Here is a 22,151-nt window from a genome sequence, read left to right on the forward strand (position 1 = left end):
CTGAAAGGCGGTTCGATTTCATTCACGCGGCCGGCAGGCCGCTCGTCCCCTGGAGCTCCGGCACGTGAAGAGCCCGTCCCAGTCCCGTGACCGCGGGATCCCCGAGGCAACGGTCGCCCGGCTCCCGTTGTACCTGCGGGCGTTGAACGGGATGGCCGAACGCGGCATCGCGACCGTCAGCTCCGAAGATCTGGCCATGGCCGCGGGCGTCAACTCCGCGAAGCTCCGCAAGGACCTGTCCCATCTGGGCTCGTACGGCACGCGAGGCGTCGGCTACGACGTCGAATACCTCGTCTACCAGATCTCCCGCGAGCTGGGCCTGACCCAAGACTGGGCCGTGGCCATCGTAGGAGTGGGTAATCTGGGCCGGGCACTGGCCAATTACGGTGGTTTCGTCTCCAGGGGCTTCCGTGTGGCCGGGCTTCTCGACGCCGACCCCGAAGTCGTGGGCGACGATATAGCGGGGTTGAATGTTGAGCACATAGACGTCCTGGAAGCCGTCATCGAACGGCGTGGAGTCTCGATCGTGGTTCTGGCGACACCCGCGATAGCGGCGCAGGAAGTCTGCGATCGTGTGGTGGCGGCCGGGGTCACCAGCATCCTGAACTTCGCGCCCGTAGTGCTTTCTGTACCAGATGGCGTGGATGTCCGTAAAGTCGACCTATCAATAGAACTGCAGATCCTTGCGTTCCATGAGCAGCGCAAAGCAGGGGGGCCACTTATGGCCGTGGACAGTCAATGAGTCTTCTCACCATCGGACTCAGCCACCGGACAGCTCCGGTGGCCATGCTCGAGCGCGTTTCGGTGTCCGGCGAGGCGCTCGTCAAGCTCCTGCACGACGTGCAGCAGGACGTGTGCGTCGCCGAGGCCATGGTGGTCTCGACGTGCAACAGAGTAGAGGTTTACGCGGCCGTCGACCGTTTCCACGGCGCCGTCACCGCGATCAGTCGCTTGCTGGGCGTCCACTCGGGCGTCCCCGTGGAAGAGTTGCAGCCGCACCTCTACGTCCACTACGAAGACCAGGCCGTCGAGCACCTGTTCGCGATGGCCTGCGGCCTCGACTCGATGGTCGTGGGCGAAGGGCAGATCCTCGGCCAGGTTCGCCGGGCGCTCACCCTGGCGCAGAAGCAGGGCACCATCGGCGCCACCCTCAACGAGCTGGTGCAGCAGGCGCTGCGGGTCGGCAAGCGCGCCCACGCCGACACCGACATCGACAAGGCGGGCGCCTCCCTCGTGACCGCCGGACTGGCGCTGGCGGGCGACCTCGCCGGGCGCCGGGCGCTGGTGGTCGGCGCGGGCTCGATGAGCTCGCTGGCCGCCACCACGCTGGCCCGCGCGGGCGTGACCGACATCGTGGTCGCCAACCGCACCTTCGAACGAGGCGTACGCCTGGCGGCGTCCGTAGGCGGCAGGGCGGTGGAGTTCGCCGCGGTTCCCCGAGAGCTCGCGACGGCCGACATCGTCATCTCCTGCACGGGCGGCGGCCGGCACGTCATCACCCCCGACATCGTCTCCCCAGGCGCGTTCCTGCTGGACCTGGCACTGCCGCACGACATCGACCCCGCTGTCCGCGAGGTGCCCGGCGTCACGCTGGTCGACCTGGAGACCATCCAGGAATCGGGCATAGGCTCAAGGGAGGGCGACACCGTCGACTCGGTGCGCAGGCTCGTCGCCGAGGAGCTGGCCGCCTTCCTCACCGCCGAGCGGGCCGCCAAGGTCACTCCGACCGTGGTGGCGCTGCGCAGCAAGGCGGCGTCCGTGGTCGAGGCAGAGCTGGGCCGGCTCCTGATGCGCATGCCCCAGCTCGACGGCAAGGCCAGGGACGAGGTGGCGCAGACTGTGCAGCGGGTCGTCGACAAGCTGCTTCACGAGCCCACCGTGCGTGTCAAACAGCTCGCCACCAGCCCGGGAGGCGATCATTATGCCGAAGCGCTGCGCGAGTTGTTCGACCTGGATCCGAAGATGCCCGAAGCCGTGAGGGAGGTGGAGTTGTGACACTGCGCTTGGGCACCCGGCGCAGCCTGATGGCGACCACGCAGTCGCAGATGGTCGCCGACTCCTACACCGAACGGACCGGGCGCGCCATCGAGCTGGTCGGCGTCACCACGTTCGGTGACGTGACCAAGGCTCAGGTGGCGCAGCTCGGTGGCACGGGCGTGTGGGTCAGCGCGCTGCGTGACAAGCTGATCGAAGGCGAGATCGACTTCGCCGTCCACTCGCTGAAAGACCTGCCGACCAAGCCGGACCCGCGGGTGACACTGGCCGCCATCGCGGCCCGGCACGATCACCGCGACGCGCTGGTCGGCCCGGCGAAGTTCGCCGACCTGCCCACCGGGGCCAGGATCGGCACCGGCTCGCTGCGCCGGATCGCCATGCTCAGGGCGCTGCGTCCCGATCTCGAGTACGTCCCGATCCGCGGCAACGCCGACACCCGGATCGGCAAGATCGCCGCCGGCGAGGTCGACGCGGTCGTGCTCGCCTCGGCGGGCCTGACCAGGATCGGCCGGGACGTGGAGATCGCGCAGATCTTCGAGGTCGAGGAGCTGCTGCCCGCGCCAGGGCAGGGCGCCCTGGCCGTGGAGTGTCTCTCCGACAACGCCGACCTGATCTCCTTCCTCGGTGTGCTCGACGACCCGCGGACGCGCTCCGCGGTGTCGGCCGAGCGCTCCGTCCTGTCCGCTCTCGAGGCCGGCTGCTCATCCCCCGTGGGTGCCTTCGCCGTCGATGACGGACAGACCCTGAACCTCACCGCCATGGTCGTCTCTATCGACGGCCAGCAGGCGGTGCGCAAGTCCGCCGCCGGCTCTCCTTCCGAGTCTGTGAAACTCGGCCAGCTCCTCGCGGCCGAGATGATCTCCGAAGGGGCCGACAGATTGATGGGGGAGCAATCCCGTTGAGCTCCGATAGTCCAACCTCCGGTTTCCTCGCGTTCGTGGGCGCGGGCCCCGGCGATCCGAACCTTCTCACGCTCCGCGGCGCCGAACTACTGGCCAAGGCCGACGCGGTCGCCCTCGACGAGGAGCTGTTCGGCTCGTTCCTGCGCCACTGCCGCGAAGGCGTGGAGATCGCGTCCGGCGACCTCGTCAAGCGCGCCAAGGCCGGGCAGTTCGTCGTACGCCTGTGCGAGGGCGACCCGATGCTGTTCTCCTCGATCGCCCGGTCGATCGAGGAGGAGGTCGCGGCCTGTGCCGCGGCGGAGGTGGACTTCGAGATCGTGCCCGGCGTGCCGCCCGCGACCGCGGTGCTCACCTACGCGGGCATCCCGCCGGCGGCCGACGTGCCGGAGTTCCGGATCGTCGACGCCGCGCACGAGCAGGACTGGGCCGCCCACGCCGCCTGCCAGGGCACGCTGGTCATCTACAACGGCCTCGCCGGGGCCGTGGCGATCGGCAAGGCGCTGGTGGCCGGTGGCAAGCCCGACAGCACGCCCGTGGCGGTCAGCAGTAGCGGCACCACCACCGAGCAGTACACCGTCGTCTCGACGCTGGCCAGGCTGCAGGCCGACATCAAGCACGCGGGCTTCACCGAGCCCGCGCTGATCGTCGTCGGCGACGCGGTCGGGCAACGCGACAAGCTGTCGTGGTTCGAGACCAAGCCGCTGTTCGGCTGGCGGGTGCTGGTGCCGCGCACCAAGGAGCAGTCCGAGAGGCTGTCCGAGCAGCTCACCTCCTACGGCGCCGTGCCGGAAGAGGTGCCGACCATCTCCGTCGAGCCGCCGCGCACGCCGCAGCAGATGGACCGCGCGATCAAGGGCCTGGTCACCGGCCGCTACGAGTGGGTGGCGTTCACCAGCTCCAACGCGGTCAAGGCGGTGCGCGAGAAGTTCGAGGAGTACGGCCTCGACGCCCGCGCCTTCGCCGGGCTGAAGGTGGCCGCCGTGGGCGACGCCACCGCGCGGGCGCTGGTCGAGTTCGGCGTCAAGCCCGACCTGCTGCCCTCGGGCGAGCAGTCGTCGGAGGGCCTGGTGGCCGAGTGGCCGCCGTACGACTCGATGCTCGACCCGATCAACCGAGTGCTTCTGCCGCGGGCGGACATTTCCACAGATACCCTCGTGGCCGGTCTGACAGAGCTAGGCTGGGAGTGCGACGACGTCACGGCCTACCGCACCGTACGAGCCGCACCGCCCCCCGCCCCGATCCGCGAGGCGATCAAGGGCGGCGGGTTCGACGCGGTGCTCTTCACCTCCTCCTCGACCGTCCGCAACCTCGTGGGCATCGCCGGCAAGCCGCACAACGTCACCGTGATCGCGGTGATCGGGCCGCAGACCGCGAAGACCGCCGAGGAGTTCGGGCTGCGCGTCGACGTCATGGCCGACCGGCCGTCGGCGTCCGCCTTGGCCGCCGCGCTGGCCGCGTACGGTGCCAAGCAACGCCAGGCGGCCCTCGCCGCCGGCGACAGCCCGCGGCGGCCGTCGCAGAACCGCAGAGGCGCCAGAAGGAGAGCCAAGTGAGTGCTGACTACCCGGTCGTCCGGCCGCGCAGGCTCCGCCGCAGCCCCGCGATCCGGCGCATGGTGGCGGGCACCAGACTGCACCCCGCGGACCTGATCCTGCCGCTGTTCGTCAAGGAGGGCATCGACCAGCCGCAGCCGGTCGCCTCGATGCCCGGCGTGTTCCAGCACACCCGCGACTCGCTGCGCAAGGCCGCCCACGAGGCCGCCGACGCCGGGGTGTCCGGGGTGATCCTGTTCGGCATCCCCGCCGTCAAGGACGCGCGGGGCTCGGCGGCCGACGACCCCGAGGGCATCCTGCAGGTCGCGCTGCGCGACGTGAGCGCCGAGGTGGGCGACGCGGTGGTGGTCATGGCCGACACCTGCCTCGACGAGTTCACCGACCACGGCCACTGCGGCGTGCTGACCGCCTCCGGCGACGTCGACAACGACGCGACGCTGGAGCGCTACGCGTCGATCGCGGTCGCCCAGGCCAGGGCCGGATCCCAGATGATCGCGCCGAGCGGCATGATGGACGGCCAGGTCGGAGCCATCAGGGCGGCGCTCGACGCCGACGGCTTCAGTGACCTGCCGATCCTCGCCTACACCGCCAAGTACGCCTCCGCCTTCTTCGGCCCCTTCCGCGAGGCCGCAGAGTGCGCGCCGCAGTTCGGCGACCGCAGCACCCACCAGCAGGACCCGGCCGGGCCGCTGGGGGACGCGATGCGCGAGCTACGCCTCGACCTCGCGGAGGGCGCCGACGCCGTCATGGTCAAGCCCGCGATGGCCTATCTGGACGTCATCAGGCGCTTCCGCGACGAGGCCGACGTGCCGGTGGCGGCCTACCAGGTGAGCGGCGAGTACGCGATGATCGAAGCCGCCGCGGCCAATGGCTGGATCGACCGCGACCGGATGATCATGGAGTCGCTGGTCGCGATCAAGCGCGCGGGCGCCGACCTGATCCTGACGTACTGGGCCACCGAGGTGGCGCGCCGCCTGTGAACCAGGGGGTTTCCCGTCGATCGCTGAGGCCTGTGCGTTAGAGTGCAATAACAAGTGCTGGTGTGTCCCGCGTGTGCTTTGCAGCCAGGAGCCGGGGCCTCTTCAGGCGCTTGGATCGACGGGAGACACCATGGTGGGGGTACCACTCGCTCGGCGTACCAAGAAACGGCCGCGCCCGACACGGATCGATACCGTCCTGGGCTATGCCGCTCTCGGCTGGCCGAGCGTGCCGGGTGCCCATCCGCTGCGTCAGGGCGCCCGCTCCTGCTCCTGTGACCGCCTCGGCTGCCCCGACCCGGGCGCGCATCCGCTGTCTCCCGCCTGGCACCTACAGGCCACGACGGACGCCACGCAGCTCACGCGCTGGTGGCGGATGGACCCCGACGCCAATGTGATTCTGCCCACCGGCCGGGTGTTCGACGTCTTCGACGTACCGCTCGACACGGGCCTGTCGGCCCTCACCCGCATCGACGGCGCCTCGGCGCACTCGGGCCCGGTCGCCGCCAACGGTGACCGGGTCCTGTTCTATGTGGCCACCCGTGGCAATCCCGACGACGAGGACGAGTGGTGGTCCTGCCAGCTCGACTGCGAGCCCGGCACCATCGAGGACAATCCGGGCCTGCGCTGGCACTGCCGCGACAGCTACGTCCTGGCCCCGCCCTCCACGCTGCCCACCGGCCAGCCCGTCTCCTGGCTGCGCCCGCCGGACGGCCGTCCGCTGCCCGATCCGCTGCGCATCCTCGACTGGCTCGCCGACTAGACCGCCGTGGCCCAGGACTAACCTGGAGCGCGTGAGCCGTACACAGAACTCCGAGGACCTGTTCGCCCGCGCCCGTGCCATCGTGCCGGGTGGCGTCAACTCCCCGGTCCGCGCGTTCGGCGCGGTCGGCGGCACGCCGCGCTTCATGGCCTCCGGGCAGGGCCCCTATCTCACCGACGTCGACGGCAACCGCTACGTCGACCTGGTCTGCTCGTGGGGGCCGATGATCCTCGGCCACCGCCACCCCGCCGTCGTCGAGGCCGTCTCATCGGCGCTCTCCCACAGCCTCTCGTACGGCACCGCCACGCCGGGCGAGGTCGAGCTGGCCGAGGAGATCGTCGCCAGGGTGGCGCCCGTGGACAAGCTCCGGCTGGTCAGCTCGGGCACCGAGGCGACGATGAGCGCGGTGCGGCTGGCCCGCGGGTTCACCGGGCGGTCGAAGGTGGTCAAGTTCGCCGGGTGCTACCACGGTCACGTGGACGCGCTGCTGGCCTCGGCGGGGTCGGGCGTGGTCACGTTCGGGCTGCCGGACACGCCTGGCGTGACGGGGGCGTCGGCGGCCGACACCATCGTGCTGCCGTACAACGACATCAGCGCGGTGGAGCAGGCGTTCGCGTCCGCTGAGATCGCCTGTGTCATCACCGAGGCGTGCCCGGCCAACATGGGCGTGGTGCCGCCGCTCGCCGGCTTCAACGCCCGCCTGCGCGAGCTGTGCACGGCCAACGGCGCGCTGCTGATCATGGACGAGGTGCTGACGGGCTTCCGGGTCTCGCCCTCGGGCTGGTACGGGCTGGACCCGGTCGACGCCGACCTGATGACCTTCGGCAAGGTCATGGGCGGCGGGTTGCCGGCGGCGGCCTTCGGCGGGCGGGCCGACGTCATGTCCTGCCTGGCACCGGAAGGGCCGGTCTACCAGGCGGGCACACTGTCGGGAAACCCGCTGGCCTGCGCCGCCGGACTTGCCACGCTACGCGCGCTCGACGCCGGCTCCTACGCCAAGGTGGACGCGGCGGCGCTGGCGGTCGGCCAGGCCGCTTCCGACGCCCTCGCCGCGGCGGGTGTGCCGCACCGGTTGCAGCGGGCGGGGAGCCTGTTCTCGGTGTTCTTCACGGATGTGCCGGTGACGGACTTCGACGGTGCGCGGGCCCAGAACACCGCGGCGTACACCGCCTTCTTCCACGCGATGCTGGATCGCGGGGTCTATCTGCCGCCGTCCGCGTACGAGGCCTGGTTCCTCTCGGCCGCTCACGACGACGAGGCGCTCGGTCAGATCGCCGACGCCCTGCCGGCAGCCGCCAAGGCTGCCGCGGCGGTCCTCTGATCGGCTACTTGCTCGGCTACTTGCTCGGTTACTTGACGCTCGGTTACTTGACGCTCGGTTACTTGGCGGCCGGCTTCTGGTAGCGGACGCGCTGGTCCCGAGCCTGCTCGGCGAGGGTCTTGAGGTAGGAGATGGTGGTCGTCTGCTGCTTCTGCGCCTTGTTGTTTCTCATGCATATATTTTCTCCTGCTACAGAGTGAAGGACAAGCGAGACTTTCTACGCTAAACCCTTTAGACTGGCTTACATGTTGGACTTGAACCGTCTCAAGGCCCTTCACGCTGTGCACATCTACGGCTCGGTGGGTGCCGCGGCCGACGCGCTCATGGTGACGCCGTCGGCCGTGTCGCAGCAGATCGCCAAGCTGGAGCGCGAGACCGGTGCCCGGCTCATGGAGCGCAACGGGCGCGGGGTGCGGCTGACAGACGCCGCCGGGCTGCTCGCCGACCACGCCGAGCGGATCCTGGCCCTGGTGGAGACCGCCGAGGCGGACTTCGAGGCGCTGCGCGGCGAGGTCGTGGGGCGGCTGAACATGTCCGCGTTCCCGACGGCGGCGCGCGGGCTGATGCCCTCCGCCCTGACCGCACTCAAGCGGCGCCATCCCGACCTGCACGTTCAGATGCACGAGCGCGAGCCGGAGCGCATCGTGCGCGACGTGGCCAGGGGTGAGCTCGACCTAGGTGTCATCCAGGACTGGCTCAACCGGCCGATCGCCCTGCCCGAAGGGTTGTCCCGGTCCACGCTGCTCGACGACATCGCCGACCTCCTGCTGCCCGCGGACCATCCGTTGGCCGGCAACAAGGAGGTCGAGCTGGCGGCGTTGCCCGCGAACGAGCGGTGGATCAGCTCCTCGCCCGGCACCGTCTGTCACGACTGGCTGGTCTACACGCTGCGTAACGCCCAGCTGGAGCCCGAGATCTCCTGCATGGCCGACGAATATCCGACCCAGATGGCGCTGGTGGCGGCCGGGCTCGGCTGCGCGATCATCCCCCGGCTGGGACGCGACTGCGTGCCCGACGGGGTGGCCGTGGTGCCGCTGCGGCCTCGGCAGTCGCGCCGCATCTACGTCATCTGGCGCAGCGACGCGGCCCGGCGGCCGGCGATCCGGGCCGCGGTCGAGGCGCTCGCCGACGCCAGCCGTACGAAGGAGAACGCCTGGGCGGTCGCCTAGCATCCGGGGCGCCTGAGATCGCGGAACGGGCAGAGCGGGATAGGCTGTGGCACACCATGGCTGAAACCACCGTAGTTCACCTGATGCGCCACGGTGAGGTGCACAATCCCGAAGGCGTCCTGTACGGCAGGCTGCCCGGCTACCACCTGTCCGAGACCGGCCGGCTGATGGCCGAGACGGTGGCCAAGTCGGTGGCGGGCCGTGACATCGTCACCCTTTACAGCTCGCCGCTCGAACGCGCGCAGGAGACCATCGCGCCCCTGGCCGCGCTGCTTGAGCTGCCGGTGCAGACCGACGAGCGGCTGATCGAGGCCGCCAACATGCTCCAGGGCCGCAAGGTCGGCCAGGGCCTGGCGGTCCTGCGTGATCCCAAGAACTACCGCTACTTCTGGAACCCGCTGCGCCCGTCCTGGGGCGAGCCCTATCCGGCGATCGTCAAGCGGATGCGCTCGATCATCGAGGAGGTCAGGGCGGAGGCGCGCGGGCACGAGGCGCTGCTGGTCAGCCACCAGCTGCCGATCTGGTCGATCAGGATGGCGGCCGAGGGTCGCCGGCTCTGGCATGACCCCCGGCGCAGGCAGTGCAATCTGGCCAGCCTCACCACGCTCACCTTCGACGGCGATCGTCTGGTCAGCGTCGGCTACAGCGAGCCCGCCGGATCACTGGCGACGGGCCCCAGCGTGCCGGGCGCCTGACCTCGCCGGTAGAGTTGCAAGCTCTACCGGTCGTAGTACAAGGAGATCTTCCTCCGTGCGCGCCAAATCCATCTCCCTCGTCCTTTCGGCCGTCCTGGTCGCGGGCGGCCTCGCGGGCTGTGCGGGCGCCAACCAGTCAGGCCAGCCGCAGGCGGGCGACACCCGTTTCGTCGCGGGCGACGGGAAGATGCAGGTGTTCGACGTCGCCGACCGCCAGGCCGCCCCCGAGATCGGCGGGCAGACCCTCGACGGCGCGACCGCCTCGCTCGCCGCCCACAAGGGCAAGGTCGTGGTGCTCAACTTCTGGGCGTCGTGGTGCGGCCCGTGCCGGGCGGAGGCGCCGGTGCTGAAGGAGGTCGCCGCCAAGACCAAGGGCCGCGTGGAGTTCCTCGGCGTCGACTTCAAGGACCGCAAGGCCGACGCGCAGGCGTTCGAACGCACCGAGCAGACCGGCTACCCGAGCATCTTCGACCAGCCGGGGCAGGTCGCGCTGCGCTTCCAGGGCACGGTGCCGCCCGCGGCCATCCCGTCCACGCTGATCATCGACGCCCAGGGCAGGATCGCCGCCAGGGCGCTGGGCGCGGTCAAGTACACCGACCTGATGGACGCGGTGACCAAGGTGCGCGATGAATGACGTCGTCGCCTCGGGCTCGCTGCTCCTGGCCGTGCCCATCGCGGTGCTGGCCGGGGTGGTGTCCTTCCTGTCGCCGTGCGTGCTGCCCCTCGTACCGGGCTACCTGTCGTACGTGACGGGCATGAGCGAGGACCCCAAGCGGGGGCGGCTGGTGCTCGGCACGGTGCTGTTCGTGGCCGGCTTCGCGCTGGTGTTCGTGCTCAGCGGCGCGCTGTTCGGCGGCCTCGGCGCGGTCATGCTGGGCAACGCGGAGAAGATCACGCGGGTGCTCGGCGTGCTGACGATCCTGCTGGGCCTGGCCTTCCTGGGCGTGCTGCCCGGCCTGATGCGCGACGTACGCATCCACAAGCTGCCCGCGGCGGGACTGGCCGGGGCGCCGCTGCTGGGCGTGGTGTTCGGGCTGGGCTGGACGCCGTGCATCGGGCCCACGCTGGCCGTCGTGCTCGCGCTCGGACTGAACGAGGGCAGCGCCTCGCGTGGCGCGCTGCTCGCCGTGGCGTACGCGCTGGGCCTCGGACTGCCCTTCGTGGCCGCCGCCCTCGCCTACAGCAAGGCCCTGCGTACGTTCCGCGCGATCCGCAAGCACTCACAGCTGATCACCCGGATCGGCGGCGGCATGATGGTGGCCGTCGGCATCCTGCTGGTGACCGGCCTCTGGGGAGAGATGATCGCGACCATGCAGGGTCTGATCGGCGCCTTCAGGCCGGTGATCTGATGACCGTCGACGAGCTGGAGAAGGAGCGGGCACGGCCCGCCGGCATGGGGCCCGTGGGCTGGCTGCGCTGGGGCTGGCGCACGCTCACCTCGATGAAGACGGCGCTGATCCTGCTGTTCCTGTTCGCGCTGGCGTCCGTGCCCGGCTCGCTGGTGCCGCAGCGCGGCGTCGATCCCGACAAGGTGGCGGCGCTCTTCCAGAACGACCCGACGCTCGCCGAGTGGTACGACCGCTTCCAGCTGTTCGACGTCTTCACCTCGGCCTGGTTCGCCGCGATCTACCTGCTGCTGTTCACCTCGCTGATCGGCTGCGTACTGCCGCGCACCGCCACCTACGTGCGCGAGTTGCGCCGCCGCCCACCGGCCGCGCCGCGCAACCTGTCGCGCCTGCCGCACTTCTCGCGGCTGGACGACCCGCTGACGGTCGAGGAGGCCGCCGGGCGGCTGCGCCGGCTCCGCTTCCGCGTCGAGGTCGGCGACGGCTGGGTGGCCGCGGAGAAGGGCTACCTGCGCGAGACGGGCAACCTGCTCTTCCACGTATCCCTGCTCGCCCTGCTCGTCGCGATCGGGTTCGGTTCCCTGTACGGCTACCGCGGCAACGTGCTGGTGGTCGAGGGCGACGGCTTCGCCAACACGGTCGCCGCCTACGACCGGTTCATCCCGGGCAATCAGGTGTCGGCGGAGTCGCTGGAGCCGTTCTCGTTCACGCTCACGGACTTCCAGACCACCTACCAGGTCGAGGGCCCCAAGAGGGGGCAGGAGCTCGACTACTCCGCCTACATGAAGGTCAACGACGCGCCCGGGGCGCCCATGCGCGACTACACGCTCAAGGTCAACGAGCCGCTGGAGGTCAACGGCACGCAGACCTACCTCCTCGGCCACGGCTACGCGCCCGTGTTCAAGGTCACCGACGGCAAGGGGCAGGTCGCCTTCGAAGGGCCCGTCCCCTGCCTGATCGAGATCAAGCTCACGCTCACCTCGGGCTGCGTGGTCAAGGTGCCCGACGCCCAGCCGTCGCAGCTCGGGTTCCTGCTGCGCTTCCTGCCCACGGGTGACGGCGCGGGGGCCTCTCTGTTCCCCGGCGCGCTCAACCCCCAGGTCCAGCTCCTCGGGGCCTTCTCCGGTGACCTGGGCGTACGCTCCGGGCGGCCGCAGTCCGTCTACGAGCTCGCGCCGCCCGAGGTGATGCGCAAGCTCACCCCGCTGGTCATGGGCACCGGCCAGGCACCACTCGCGGTCGGGGGGTCGCTCCCCCTGCCCAAGGGGGCGGGAAAGCTGGAGTTCACCGGGGTCAAGGAGTGGATGACGCTCCAGATCGCCTACGATCCCGGGCGGCTGCCCGCCCTGATCGCCGCGGGCACGGCCGTGGTCGCCATCGCGCTGTCGCTGATGATCCGCCGCCGCCGGGTGTGGGTGCGGGTCAAGGACGGCGTGGCCGAGGTCGGCGGTCTTACCCGTACCGAAGGGTCCGCGGCGGGCTTCACCGAGGAGTTCGCCGACATCGTCAAGGTCCTATCAGCTGGAGGCAAGGATGCCCGCTGAGCAGCAACTGGCCGGGGTGAGCGACCTCTTCGTCGTCGCCGCCGTCCTGCTCTATCTGGCCGCCATGATCGGGTTCGCGCTGGAGCTGGCCTTCGGTCGCTCCAAGGCCGACTCGGCCGCCGTACCCGCCAGGCAGCCCGTGGGAGCCGGAGTCGGCTCGGCGGGCGGCTCCTCAGACGCCCCTGCCGCTTCGGACGGCCCTGTCGTTCCGGAGACAGTCGTCGAGCCGCCGGCCTGGGCGGGCAAGGCCGGCTGGGCGGCCATGACGCTCGGCTGGCTCGGCTGGGCCGCGAACCTGGCCGCCATCGTCACCCGGGGCCTAGCCGTGGACCGGTGGCCCTGGGGCAACATGTACGAGTTCGTGGTGGCCATCTGCTTCGCCGCGGTCACCGCCTTCCTCGGCACCCAGCTCCGGCAGAACGTCCGCTTCCTCGGTGCCTTCGTCATGGTGACGGCCGCACTGGGGCTCGGCTTCGCGGTCAAGGTCCTCTACACGGCGGCGGGTCCGGTCGTGCCGGCGCTCAACTCGTACTGGGTGGCCATCCACGTGACGGCGGCGATCCTGGCGAGCGGCCTGTTCATCGTGGCCGGTGTGGCGGGCATCCTCTACCTGATCCGCGGCGATGGGATGTCACGGCTGCCGTCGCGGGCCGACCTGGAGCGGGCGGCCCACCGCGCGATCGTCTTCGCCTTCCCGGTGTGGACCTTCGCCGTCATCGCCGGTGCTCTCTGGGCCGACAAGGCTTGGGGCCGTTACTGGGGCTGGGACCCCAAGGAGGTCTGGGCCTTCATCACGTGGGTGGCTTACGCCGCCTACCTCCACGCTCGGGTCACCGCGGGATGGCGTGGGCGCGCGGCGACGATCGTGCAGCTCTTGGCGTTCGGGTGCCTGCTGTTCAACCTGGTGGGAGTCAACATGTTCATCTCGGGGCTGCACAGCTACGCGGATGTGTCGTCGGGGTGATCGTCTGTGCCACGGCCGTCTCCTTTCGTGTGACGGTCCGTGGTGGCTGGGGTCCCTGAGGGGATACCCCCTTCGGGGGCAGGGAAGCGGGCGGCCCCTTGTGGCTGATGGCCCTGTGGGGATGCCCCTTCGGGCGCGGAAGAAGTCGGTCCGTCGTGGTTAGGGCCCCTGGGGGATGCCTCCTCCGGAGGAGGGGGAGAAGACGGTCCGTGGCCCTTGGAGGTTGCCCCGTCCGGGGAGCGGAAGTAGCTGGTCCGTGGTGCTGGGGTTGCTTGGAGGGGTACCGCGTTGTGGCAGGGGCCCCATGGAGGGACGCCCCCGTCATGGGCGACGGAGAGCGGACGGTCGGGGACGCCGCTCTAGCTGTCGTCGCCGCGCATGCGGCGGTCGAGGTCGCGGAGGAATTCGGGGTCGTCGTCCGGGCCCTTGGGGGCCGAGTGGCGGCGGGAGCCCGGTCGCGGGGGGACCGGCCAGGTCTCGCGGGGCTTCTGGGGGCGGCCGCGGATCATCCAGACGGCCCCGCCCACCAGGGGAACCAGCGCGACGACGAGCACCCAGAGCGGTTTTGGTACGTTCCTTACCTCTTCCTCCGGCGTGGTGATGACGTCGAACAACGAGTAGAGCCAGAAGGCCAGCAGCGCCAAGCCGATAACGACACCTACCATGTCCGAACTGTAAGCCATTCGCGTCGTGATCGTGTTTTCCCGTTGTCCCATTTCAGGTGACTCCAGCGAGACCTACGTCGTACGGTGGACTCGATTCAGCGGCGTCCGCCCGCTGGGACCGCCGTTCGGGGCGGCCGGGTGCCATGCGCGCGGGCGTCTCACGGCGTTGAGGGGTGCGATGGCCTTTTCTAACGACAAGGGCCGCCATCGGCGGGGTCGTTGGTGGCGGCGCGGGTCGTATCTCTTCTCCCGCCGCAGTGAGGCGCCCCCCGACGCGGATCGCTCCTTCTGGACGAACGACCGGAGTGCGCCCCCCGGCAGGCCCAGCCCGGCCGGACGGCCGGACCGGGCCCGCGAAGACCGCCCCGGGCGGCTGTCCTGGCCGTGGCGGCCCGGCGCCGGCGGGGACCGGCAGGGATGGCCCGGCAGGGACCAGCGCGGCGGGGACAGGCGCGGGTGGCCCGGTTCCGAGGGTGGGGCCAAGCGCCGCGACCGCCTGGCGTCCGAGCGGCCGGATCACGAGCGGTCGGACCGCGAGTACGTGGAGCGCAAGCGAGCCGATCGGGATTGGCCAGGACGCATGTGGCCGGGCCGGGAGCCCGCCGGGCGGGACTCGATCGGGAGTGAGGGGAGCTTCGCGCTGTTCGGTTGGCGGGGTCGCGAGCAGCGCCAGGCCGGCGGAGACGGTTCCGAGGGGTGGTCCTGGGCGGGGCACCGCCAACAGGAGGACTTCCGCCAGCAGGAAGAGTTCCGCCAGCAGGAGGAGTTCCACCGACAGGAGAGGTTCCGGCAGGCGGAGGAGTTCCGGCAGTGGGACGCCGCCGAAGCCGGGCAGTCGCAGCGTTGGGAGGCCGCTGAAGCCGGAGAACCGCGGCGCTGGGATGCAGCCGAAGCCGGAGAGCCGCGGCGGTGGGAGGCAGGGGAGCGGCTGTCGGCCGCCGTGGTGGACCGCCCCCAGTACACGTGGCACGACTTCGAGCTCGACGACGTGGTGCTCCGGGCGCGACCCAACCGCCCCGACGCTCCCTCGCTCGGCGACGGCCTGCGGCACTGCGGGAAGCTGGAGACCATCCTGCACCGTCAGTGGGACGCCCGGGAGGGGCCGCCGTCGCCGGAGGTGGTGCGGGCCGTCGAGAGTCTGGCCATGCTGCCCGACCTGCTGAAGGAGAAGCTCGCCGCGGGCCTCGAAGGCATCTACGTGGGCCCGGGCGGCGTACCGGATCTGGACGACATGGGCTACCTGCGCGGCGCCCCCCTGCCGTCCGGCCGGGCCTCATGGGACATCTGCGCCGGAGCCTACGGCGACGGGAAGATCGTGGTGGGTGACCGCCCCTCACCCACGCCCGACGTGATGATGCACGAGGTCGGGCACGCCATCGACGACGTCGACTCGGCTTACGGCGATTGGGTTTCCGATTCGCGGGAATTCGCGAAGCTGTACGAGGACATCACGCCGCTCCTGGTCTCCGCGTTCCACCGCCAGGGGGACGGGCTGGGGCGCAAGGAGTTCTTCGCCGACGCGTTCGCCGCGATCGCCTCGCGCCAGCGACCGGCCCTCGTCGACATGCTGGGCGGCGACACCCGCGCGGCGCTCAACGTCATGCTGTTCTTCAACCGGCGCTACGGAATCTAGGTGATGAGCCATGTACGTCATCCGGCTCGCTGACGGGACCCTGCGCGTGCCGCAGAGCCTGACCAGCGAAGACGGGCGTCTCATCGGCAACGCGTACGTGGAACTCGAACCTGGCGACCCCGACTACGACACGTGGCTTCCGGAGTCCCTGACGGAGGAGGAGGCGGCGGATCGCCGGGAGCGCTGGCTGATCGAGAACGACGACCTGGAGCAGGAGTTCTTGGCCTTCAAGGCGGAGCAGGAAGACGCCTAGGCCGGCCCGGGTCAGAGGTCGAGGGGCCGCTGATGACGTTTACAGACAGGGGGAGACGGCGACCCTGCGGGCAGGATCACCGTCTGATGGAACGTCAAACACGCGGGGACTCGCCCGACCTGTCGGCCGTTAGAACGTCCTCGCCTCGAAGAAGGGCATGCACTTCCGACTCGCGGAACCGACGATGCCCCCCGGGGGTGCGGATACTGCTGATGCGACCTGCCGCGGCCCAGCGTGTAACCGTCTTTGGGTCTACCCGGAAGAGGGCGGCAACCTCTCCTGGGGTCAGCAGACGCTCGCTGCTACTCTCCACCAATCTCTCCCCCTCGCATCCCGCTTCCTGCCAGCGGGCGGACAGGTAACCAGTGTGTCGAGCGAAGCCTGATTTATCCGTGGTTTTCGACAAAGATCACGGGTTGTTATCAGCTGACTGCCCGATTGTTATATGATAGAGCCTCTTTGGGGCTCTCGTGGGTGTTTCTTTACGAAACACCCTAACTGGGACACTAGCAGTGCTGGCGCCCGATGCGAAGAGCGACCGTGTCACACAGGGCGAGTAACCTCGATCTGTGCATCCCGTTCTCGTATACACCGCGTCGCGGATCGGCCTGTTTGTCGTGACACTCGGCGTCCTGCGACTGCTTGGCCTGCAAAACCCGATGCTACTGATCATCGTGTCTTTCTTGATCAGCGGCATCGCCAGCTACGTCTTGCTCTCGAAGCAGCGTGACGCTCTTAGCACTCGCATCAGCGACAAGATCGACCGGCCCAAGCCGCAGAGCGACTAGGGCAGGGGGAACATGCCAATCCGGGCATGGTACTCCCGTCCGAGTCTCGTTGTGTCGCTACCAACGAGTAGTCCGCCGCTGTACGCCAGAAATGCCTTGACCCCGATCCCGCGCTCCCTGCCAGGATTCCAAGTCAGCGCCATTCCGGTGACTGGATGAATGGCGGCGATGCCCTCGCGGGGCACCGCTCCAGGCCCGGCCGAGTCGTGGCCCAGCGGATTGTTCAGCCATCGCTGGTGGCCGCCGACGTAGACCGCCGCGCCGGTCACCGCCACTGCGTAGAGTGAGTCTCCGCCGGTCTTGTTGACCCAGGTGGGCGTGATCCGCTCGCCCCTGCTGTACGTCTCGAACCTGGCCGTGCTGTCGCACAGCCGCTTCCCGCGCACCGGTCCGCCGGTGGTGACGACGGCGAAGTAGCTGCCGTCGGGCGCGAAGTCCAGGCCGCGTACGTAGGAGGGGAAGGCGTCCATGCAGGTGGGGACGTACGCCTCGGTACGCCAGTCGGCCACCTTGGCGCCGCCGCCGCGTACGTCGATCAGCCCCAGCTGCGGCCTCGACAGCCCGTCCAGCGTGGTGAAGTTGCCGTCGACCGCGAGCCGTTCGGCGGTCAGGGCCAGTGCGTAGACCCGCAGCGTCGGCGTCAGCGGCGCCCCCGGCGTGATCGCGAACGCCGGGTCGGTCGCGCCGGTCGTCGCGTCGAGCCTGGCCAGCGCCGCGCGCGGCCTGGTGAAGTCGCCGCCCGCGTAGAGCTGCGCGCCACGCCTGGCCAGCGTGGTCACCATCCCGCCGGAGACGCCGGGCCTGAAGTCCCGTACGGCCGAGCCATCGAAGAGGTTGAGCCTGGCCAGCGCCCTGGTCGGCGTCCCGTTGACCGCGGGGAAGTCGCCGCCTACGTAGACCGTGCCGCCGTCGCCGGGGGCCAGGCTGTAGACGGGCCCGCCGACCTGCGGCGCGAAGTAACGCAGGATGTGCCCCGTCGCGAGGCTGTAGGCGAAGACGTTGTCCCGGGTGTAGGTGTGGGTCCGTGAGGCGTCGGCGACCTCGCTGAACGAGCCGCCGACGACGACCGTGCCGCCGACCAGGGTGATGGAGTTGACGATCCCGTCGAGCACGTGCGGAGTGGTGTCGACCGGGTCGGCCGAGACGACGCGCGAATGAGCGACCGGGGTCGTCGCGAGGATCGCCGCAAGGGCGACACGTACCAGCATTCGCAAACTTCTAGCAGACATTGGGTAATCACGCGGCTACTTTCTGTTGATTGTCGCGATGGTCATAGGCTTGGGCCATGACGCGTGCTCAGCTGGACAAGCAGCCGGATCAGGTCGCCGCGATGTTCGATCGCACGGCCCGGCGCTACGACTTGGTCAACGATGTGATCTCCCTGGGACAGGTGCGCTTCTGGCGCAAGGCGGTGGCCGCCGCCGTCGACGCCGGGCCCGGCGAGATCGTGCTCGACCTGGGGGCGGGCACCGGCACCTCCACCGACGCGTTCACCACGCTGGGCGCCCGCGCGATCGCCTCCGACTTCTCCCTCGGCATGCTGCGCACGGGCGTGCGCCGGCACGGCGGCAACGCGCTGAGCGGTGACGGAGTCCCGTTCATCGCGGGTGACGCGCTGCGGCTGCCGTTCGCCGACGACGCCTTCGACGCCGTGACGATCTCGGTGGCGCTGCGTAACGTGCACGACACCTCGCAGGCGCTGCGGGAGATGCTGCGCGTGACGCGGCCGGGCGGGCGGCTGGTGATCCTGGAGTTCTCGCACGTGAAGGTCAACGCCTTCGATCTGGTCTACCGCGAATATCTGATGAAGCTGCTGCCGCGAGTGGCCACGGTCTTCGGGTCCAATGACGACTCCTATGCCTATCTGGCCGAGTCGATCCGGGACTGGCCCGACCAGCCGACACTCGCGCGCACCATCCAGGAGGCCGGCTGGCAGCGGGTCGCCTGGCGCAATCTCACCATGGGGATCGTCGCGATCCACCGGGGATTCAAGCCCGCGTAAGCCCGTTCAGTGCTGCTCGATAGCCCGTTCTGTGCGGCGCGTAACCCCGTTCCGCGCTGCTCGATTAGGCGAGATGCCATTCACGCCGTCAAGTCCGCGATCCGGTCGGGGTTCCGTGTCCGGAGATATCGTTTATCGCGGGAATTATCCGTGAGGGCGGGCCGACCTACGGCGGGTTCGGCAACGCGGCGCTGGGCGAGGATGGTTCTCGACTAATTCCCGGCCGTACTGGTGTAGCGTTTTGCTTACGGAGCGTGACCGCACTGCTGTAACCCGCGTCACATTTCTCGCGATAGGCTCGGATATAACCGTGACGCTACGAAGGAGTCTGCCCGGTGGGCCCGATGCTCTGCTTCACGCCCGATGAGTGGCGCGCCTTCATCGAGGGTGTGCGCCGCCGCGAGTTCGCGGTCTGATCTCCTCGTGGCGACGACGCAGGGCCCTTCGTCTCGGACGGAGGGCTTTCGTTTGTGCGAAGACCGGCCCCCGACTGCCACTTTGTCCAAGAAAAGGGTTAGACTGCGGGCCGACAAGTTTGTGAAGGGGTTCACAAAGGAACGAAGGCGCCACACCCCGAGGCCTTCGAGCGTGTAGGACAGGACAGTCCAGTGACCGAGCCACCAGCCACACAGGCTGACGCCGATGTCATCGTCGTCGGCGCCGGTCCCGCCGGTTCCGCAACCGCTTTTTACCTCGCTCAGGCCGGCCTCGACGTGCTGCTCCTGGAGAAGACCAGGTTCCCCCGGGAGAAGGTCTGCGGCGACGGCCTGACCCCCCGAGCGGTCAAGCAGCTGCTCAACATGGGCGTCGACATTGACGCGCCCGGCTGGATCAGGAACAAGGGCCTGCGGGTCGTGGGGGGCGGGCACCGCTTCGAGCTCGACTGGCCGCAGCTGGAGCGCTTCCCCGACTTCGGCCTCGTGCGCACGCGCAAGGACTTCGACCAGATCGTCGCCGCCAACGCCGTCAAGGCCGGGGCGCGGCTGATGGAAGGCGTGAACGTCACCGGGCCTGTCCTCGACGACCGCAGCGGGCACGTGGTCGGAGTGACGACCAAGGACGGGCCGACCTACCGCAGCCGTCTGGTGGTGGCCGCCGACGGCAACAGCACCCGGCTGGCCCTGGGGATGGGACTCCACAAGCGTGAGGACCGCCCGATGGGCGTGGCCGTACGCACCTACTTCGAGAGCCCGCGTCACGACGACGACTACCTGGAGACGTGGCTGGAGCTGTGGGACGACAACACGCTGCTGCCCGGCTACGGCTGGGTGTTCGGCGTGGGCGACGGCACCGCGAACGTCGGACTGGGCCTGCTCAACACCAGCGACCAGTTCAAGAACATCGACTACCGCGACCTGCTCAAGCGGTGGTGCAAGGCGATGCCCGCCGAGTGGGGCTTCACCGAGGAGAACATGCGGGGCCCGATCCGCGGCGCCGCGCTCCCGATGGCCTTCAACCGCCAGCCTCACTACACCCGCGGCCTCGTCCTCGTCGGTGACTCCGGCGGCGCGATCAACCCGTTCAACGGCGAGGGCATCGCCTACGCCATGGAGACCGGCGAGATCGCCGCCGAGACCATCGTCAAGGCGCTGCGCCAGACCACCCCCGCGCAACAGGAACGCATCCTGCGCACCTATCCTCAGGTGTTGAAGGACGCCTACGGCGGATATTTCACGCTTGGCAGGTGGTTCGTCCAGGCGATTGGGAAGCCGGGAGTCATGAGCTTCGGAACGCGGCATGGGTTGCCACACCCGAGGCTGATGCGCTTCGCGCTCAAACTCCTTGGTAATCTCACCGACCGGCGAGGGGATGCGTCGGACAAGATCATCAATGCACTCTCGAAGGTCGCGCCACCAGCATGAACCTCAGACTCACCCATAGATCAGGCTGCGCGCCCGCGCGCGTGGCGACTCCAGAGGAGGCGTAGCGATGGACCTTTACGTGCCCATCCTGGTGCTCGCCGTTCTCGCGGGGGGCTTCGCGATCTTCTCGGTCGCCATCGCTCCCTTCACCGGTCCCAAGCGCTGGAACCGCGCCAAGCTTGACGCCTACGAATGCGGCATCGAGCCGACGCCCCAGCCGGTCGGTGGCGGACGGTTCCCGCTGAAATACATGATCACCGCGATGCTCTTCATCGTGTTCGACATCGAGATCATTTTCCTTTACCCCTGGGCAGTCTCCTTCGCGCCGCTGAAGAACGACGCGGGCAGCGTGCTCTCCTCGGGCCTCGGGGTGTTCGCGCTTGTCGAGATGCTGCTGTTCATCGTCACCGTGCTCGTCGCCTACGCGTACGTGTGGCGCCGCAAGGGTCTGGACTGGGACTAGAAATGGGACTTGAAGAGAAACTCCCCAGCGGGTTCATCCTCAGCACGGTCGAACAGGCCGCCGGCTGGGCGCGCAAGAACTCCGTATGGCCGGCCACATTCGGCCTCGCCTGTTGCGCCATCGAGCTGATGGCCACCGGCGGCCCCCACTACGACCTGGCGCGCTTCGGCATGGAGCGCGCTTCGGCGTCTCCCCGGCAGGCCGACCTGATGATCGTCGCCGGCCGCGTGTCGCAGAAGATGGCTCCCGTCCTGCGGCAGATCTACGACCAGATGGCCGAGCCCAAGTGGGTCATCTCGATGGGCGTGTGCGCCTCAAGCGGCGGCATGTTCAACAACTACGCCATCGTGCAGGGCGTGGACCACATCGTCCCGGTCGACATCTACCTGCCCGGCTGCCCGCCGCGGCCGGAGATGCTGATCGACGCGATCGTGAAGCTGCACGACAAGATCCAGAACATGAAGTTCGGCGCCCACCGCGCCAAGCAGATCGACGAGCTCGAGCTGCAGGCGCTGCGTACGCTGCCGCTGATCGACCAGGGGGCCGCGAAGTGACCTCGCCCGACAACCTCCCCGAGGTCCCCTCCGCCGAGGTCCCCGAGGTTCCGGCGGTCGTGGAGCCGCCCGTCGCCCGGCGCGGCATGTTCGGCACGACCGACTCGGGTGACACCTCCGGCTACGGCGGTCTCGTCGTACGGCGGGCCCCCCAGCTGTCCACGTCCCGCCCCTACGGCGGCTACTTCGACGAGCTGGTCGACACGCTGGCCCTCGACGACGCCATCGAGCGCGTGGTCGTGGACCGGGGCGAGCTCACCCTGCACGTGAAGCGGGAGCGGCTCGTCGAGGTCTGCCAGAAGCTCCGTGACGAACCGGCCCTGCGCTTCGAGCTCTCGCTCGGCGTCTCCGGGGTGCACTACCCGCACCTGAAGGGTGAGGAGCTGCACGCGGTCATCCACCTCTGCTCGATCACCCACAACCGGCGCGTCCGCGTCGAGGTGAGCGCCCCCGACGAGGACCCGCACATCCCCTCGACCGTCGGCGTCTTCCCGGGCCACGATTGGCACGAGCGCGAGGCGTACGACTTCTTCGGGATCGTCTTCGACGGCCACCCCGGCCTGACCCGCATCATGATGCCGGACGACTGGGAAGGTCACCCGCAGCGCAAGGACTACCCGCTCGGCGGCATCCCGGTCGAATACCGCGGCGCCACGATCCCCGCGCCCGACCAGAGGAGGTCGTACGCGTGAGCGTCATCGA

At 69.4% G+C, this 22,151-nt stretch carries 25 protein-coding genes; 22 read left to right on the top strand and 3 right to left on the bottom strand.

Annotated elements, in window-relative coordinates:
* The first annotated feature begins 64 nt into the window (after positions 1-64).
* From ACGFJ2_RS29225 to ccsA, 13 genes are all read left to right on the top strand, one after another.
* Complete coding sequence (locus ACGFJ2_RS29225; protein WP_357954641.1) at positions 65-742, top strand: redox-sensing transcriptional repressor Rex; 678 nt, start codon at positions 65-67, stop codon at positions 740-742.
* Positions 739-1,995 (top strand): glutamyl-tRNA reductase, encoded by a 1,257-nt coding sequence (locus ACGFJ2_RS29230; protein ID WP_393473541.1) that lies wholly within the window; start codon positions 739-741, stop codon positions 1,993-1,995. The genes ACGFJ2_RS29225 and ACGFJ2_RS29230 overlap by 4 nt, the downstream gene beginning before the upstream one ends.
* The gene (hemC, locus tag ACGFJ2_RS29235) at positions 1,992-2,897 is read left to right on the top strand and encodes a hydroxymethylbilane synthase (protein ID WP_393473544.1); all 906 of its coding nucleotides are present in this window, start codon (positions 1,992-1,994) and stop codon (positions 2,895-2,897) included. The genes ACGFJ2_RS29230 and hemC overlap by 4 nt, the downstream gene beginning before the upstream one ends.
* Entirely contained in the window at positions 2,894-4,450 is a 1,557-nt protein-coding gene (locus tag ACGFJ2_RS29240; protein WP_357954647.1) for a bifunctional uroporphyrinogen-III C-methyltransferase/uroporphyrinogen-III synthase, read from the top strand. The genes hemC and ACGFJ2_RS29240 overlap by 4 nt, the downstream gene beginning before the upstream one ends.
* Positions 4,447-5,430: a porphobilinogen synthase gene (hemB, locus tag ACGFJ2_RS29245; protein ID WP_393473548.1), complete on the top strand. Its 984-nt coding sequence runs from the start codon at positions 4,447-4,449 to the stop codon at positions 5,428-5,430. Before ACGFJ2_RS29240 ends, hemB begins: the two co-directional genes overlap by 4 nt.
* Positions 5,431-5,560: 130 nt before the next feature.
* A complete protein-coding gene (locus ACGFJ2_RS29250) occupies positions 5,561-6,190 on the top strand; it encodes a bifunctional DNA primase/polymerase (protein WP_357954651.1) in 630 nt (209 codons plus the stop codon).
* Between the two features lie 31 nt (positions 6,191-6,221).
* The gene (gene hemL, locus ACGFJ2_RS29255; protein ID WP_393473551.1) at positions 6,222-7,511 is read left to right on the top strand and encodes a glutamate-1-semialdehyde 2,1-aminomutase; all 1,290 of its coding nucleotides are present in this window, start codon (positions 6,222-6,224) and stop codon (positions 7,509-7,511) included.
* A 245-nt stretch (positions 7,512-7,756) separates the two neighbouring features.
* A complete protein-coding gene (locus ACGFJ2_RS29260) occupies positions 7,757-8,680 on the top strand; it encodes a LysR substrate-binding domain-containing protein (RefSeq protein ID WP_357954655.1) in 924 nt (307 codons plus the stop codon).
* Between the two features lie 56 nt (positions 8,681-8,736).
* Positions 8,737-9,375 (top strand): histidine phosphatase family protein, encoded by a 639-nt coding sequence (locus ACGFJ2_RS29265; RefSeq protein WP_357954659.1) that lies wholly within the window; start codon positions 8,737-8,739, stop codon positions 9,373-9,375.
* A 55-nt stretch (positions 9,376-9,430) separates the two neighbouring features.
* The gene (locus ACGFJ2_RS29270) at positions 9,431-10,009 is read left to right on the top strand and encodes a TlpA family protein disulfide reductase (protein WP_393473556.1); all 579 of its coding nucleotides are present in this window, start codon (positions 9,431-9,433) and stop codon (positions 10,007-10,009) included.
* A complete protein-coding gene (locus tag ACGFJ2_RS29275) occupies positions 10,002-10,724 on the top strand; it encodes a cytochrome c biogenesis CcdA family protein (RefSeq protein WP_393473559.1) in 723 nt (240 codons plus the stop codon). Before ACGFJ2_RS29270 ends, ACGFJ2_RS29275 begins: the two co-directional genes overlap by 8 nt.
* Complete coding sequence (locus ACGFJ2_RS29280; RefSeq protein ID WP_393473562.1) at positions 10,724-12,265, top strand: cytochrome c biogenesis protein ResB; 1,542 nt, start codon at positions 10,724-10,726, stop codon at positions 12,263-12,265. Before ACGFJ2_RS29275 ends, ACGFJ2_RS29280 begins: the two co-directional genes overlap by 1 nt.
* Complete coding sequence (gene ccsA / locus ACGFJ2_RS29285) at positions 12,255-13,229, top strand: cytochrome c biogenesis protein CcsA (RefSeq protein WP_357954669.1); 975 nt, start codon at positions 12,255-12,257, stop codon at positions 13,227-13,229. Before ACGFJ2_RS29280 ends, ccsA begins: the two co-directional genes overlap by 11 nt.
* Positions 13,230-13,588: 359 nt before the next feature.
* On the opposite strand, the gene ACGFJ2_RS29290 is transcribed toward ccsA, so the two are convergent.
* On the bottom strand, positions 13,589-13,894 hold the full coding sequence (locus ACGFJ2_RS29290; protein ID WP_357954671.1) for a PLDc N-terminal domain-containing protein: 306 nt from the start codon (positions 13,892-13,894) through the stop codon (positions 13,589-13,591).
* Positions 13,895-14,072: 178 nt separating this feature from the next.
* Between ACGFJ2_RS29290 and ACGFJ2_RS29295 the strand changes: the two genes are divergently transcribed.
* Entirely contained in the window at positions 14,073-15,527 is a 1,455-nt protein-coding gene (locus ACGFJ2_RS29295) for a hypothetical protein (protein WP_393473567.1), read from the top strand.
* Positions 15,528-15,537: 10 nt separating this feature from the next.
* Positions 15,538-15,780, top strand: coding sequence for a hypothetical protein (locus ACGFJ2_RS29300; protein ID WP_225298934.1), 243 nt, complete (start codon positions 15,538-15,540; stop codon positions 15,778-15,780).
* A gap of 94 nt (positions 15,781-15,874) precedes the next feature.
* On the opposite strand, the gene ACGFJ2_RS29305 is transcribed toward ACGFJ2_RS29300, so the two are convergent.
* The gene (locus ACGFJ2_RS29305) at positions 15,875-16,093 is read right to left on the bottom strand and encodes a BldC family transcriptional regulator (RefSeq protein ID WP_225298932.1); all 219 of its coding nucleotides are present in this window, start codon (positions 16,091-16,093) and stop codon (positions 15,875-15,877) included.
* Between the two features lie 256 nt (positions 16,094-16,349).
* On the opposite strand from ACGFJ2_RS29305, the gene ACGFJ2_RS29310 reads away from it, so the two are divergent.
* Positions 16,350-16,568: a DUF4229 domain-containing protein gene (locus ACGFJ2_RS29310; RefSeq protein ID WP_357954675.1), complete on the top strand. Its 219-nt coding sequence runs from the start codon at positions 16,350-16,352 to the stop codon at positions 16,566-16,568.
* Here the strand turns inward: ACGFJ2_RS29310 and ACGFJ2_RS29315 are convergent.
* Positions 16,565-17,776, bottom strand: coding sequence for a hypothetical protein (locus ACGFJ2_RS29315; RefSeq protein ID WP_357954677.1), 1,212 nt, complete (start codon positions 17,774-17,776; stop codon positions 16,565-16,567). The genes ACGFJ2_RS29310 and ACGFJ2_RS29315 overlap by 4 nt on opposite strands.
* A gap of 77 nt (positions 17,777-17,853) precedes the next feature.
* Here ACGFJ2_RS29315 and ACGFJ2_RS29320 point away from each other — a divergent pair, with 77 nt between their 5' ends.
* The 6 genes from ACGFJ2_RS29320 to ACGFJ2_RS29345 all read left to right on the top strand — a co-directional run bounded on the left by ACGFJ2_RS29320 (position 17,854) and on the right by ACGFJ2_RS29345 (position 22,141).
* Positions 17,854-18,570 (top strand): demethylmenaquinone methyltransferase, encoded by a 717-nt coding sequence (locus tag ACGFJ2_RS29320; RefSeq protein ID WP_357954679.1) that lies wholly within the window; start codon positions 17,854-17,856, stop codon positions 18,568-18,570.
* A gap of 335 nt (positions 18,571-18,905) precedes the next feature.
* Positions 18,906-18,986 carry a DUF397 domain-containing protein gene (locus tag ACGFJ2_RS29325; protein ID WP_357955000.1) on the top strand — a complete coding sequence of 27 codons (81 nt, stop codon included), beginning with the start codon at positions 18,906-18,908 and terminating at the stop codon, positions 18,984-18,986.
* Positions 18,987-19,178: 192 nt separating this feature from the next.
* Positions 19,179-20,432 carry a geranylgeranyl reductase family protein gene (locus tag ACGFJ2_RS29330; protein ID WP_357954681.1) on the top strand — a complete coding sequence of 418 codons (1,254 nt, stop codon included), beginning with the start codon at positions 19,179-19,181 and terminating at the stop codon, positions 20,430-20,432.
* Positions 20,433-20,499: 67 nt separating this feature from the next.
* A complete protein-coding gene (locus ACGFJ2_RS29335) occupies positions 20,500-20,895 on the top strand; it encodes an NADH-quinone oxidoreductase subunit A (RefSeq protein ID WP_214640645.1) in 396 nt (131 codons plus the stop codon).
* A 2-nt stretch (positions 20,896-20,897) separates the two neighbouring features.
* Positions 20,898-21,449 (top strand): NADH-quinone oxidoreductase subunit B family protein, encoded by a 552-nt coding sequence (locus tag ACGFJ2_RS29340; protein WP_219529166.1) that lies wholly within the window; start codon positions 20,898-20,900, stop codon positions 21,447-21,449.
* A complete protein-coding gene (locus tag ACGFJ2_RS29345) occupies positions 21,446-22,141 on the top strand; it encodes an NADH-quinone oxidoreductase subunit C (protein ID WP_393473573.1) in 696 nt (231 codons plus the stop codon). Before ACGFJ2_RS29340 ends, ACGFJ2_RS29345 begins: the two co-directional genes overlap by 4 nt.
* Positions 22,142-22,151 lie beyond the last annotated feature (10 nt).

The organism is Nonomuraea sp. NPDC049028, from assembly GCF_043197735.1.
Lineage (GTDB): Bacteria > Actinomycetota > Actinomycetes > Streptosporangiales > Streptosporangiaceae > Nonomuraea.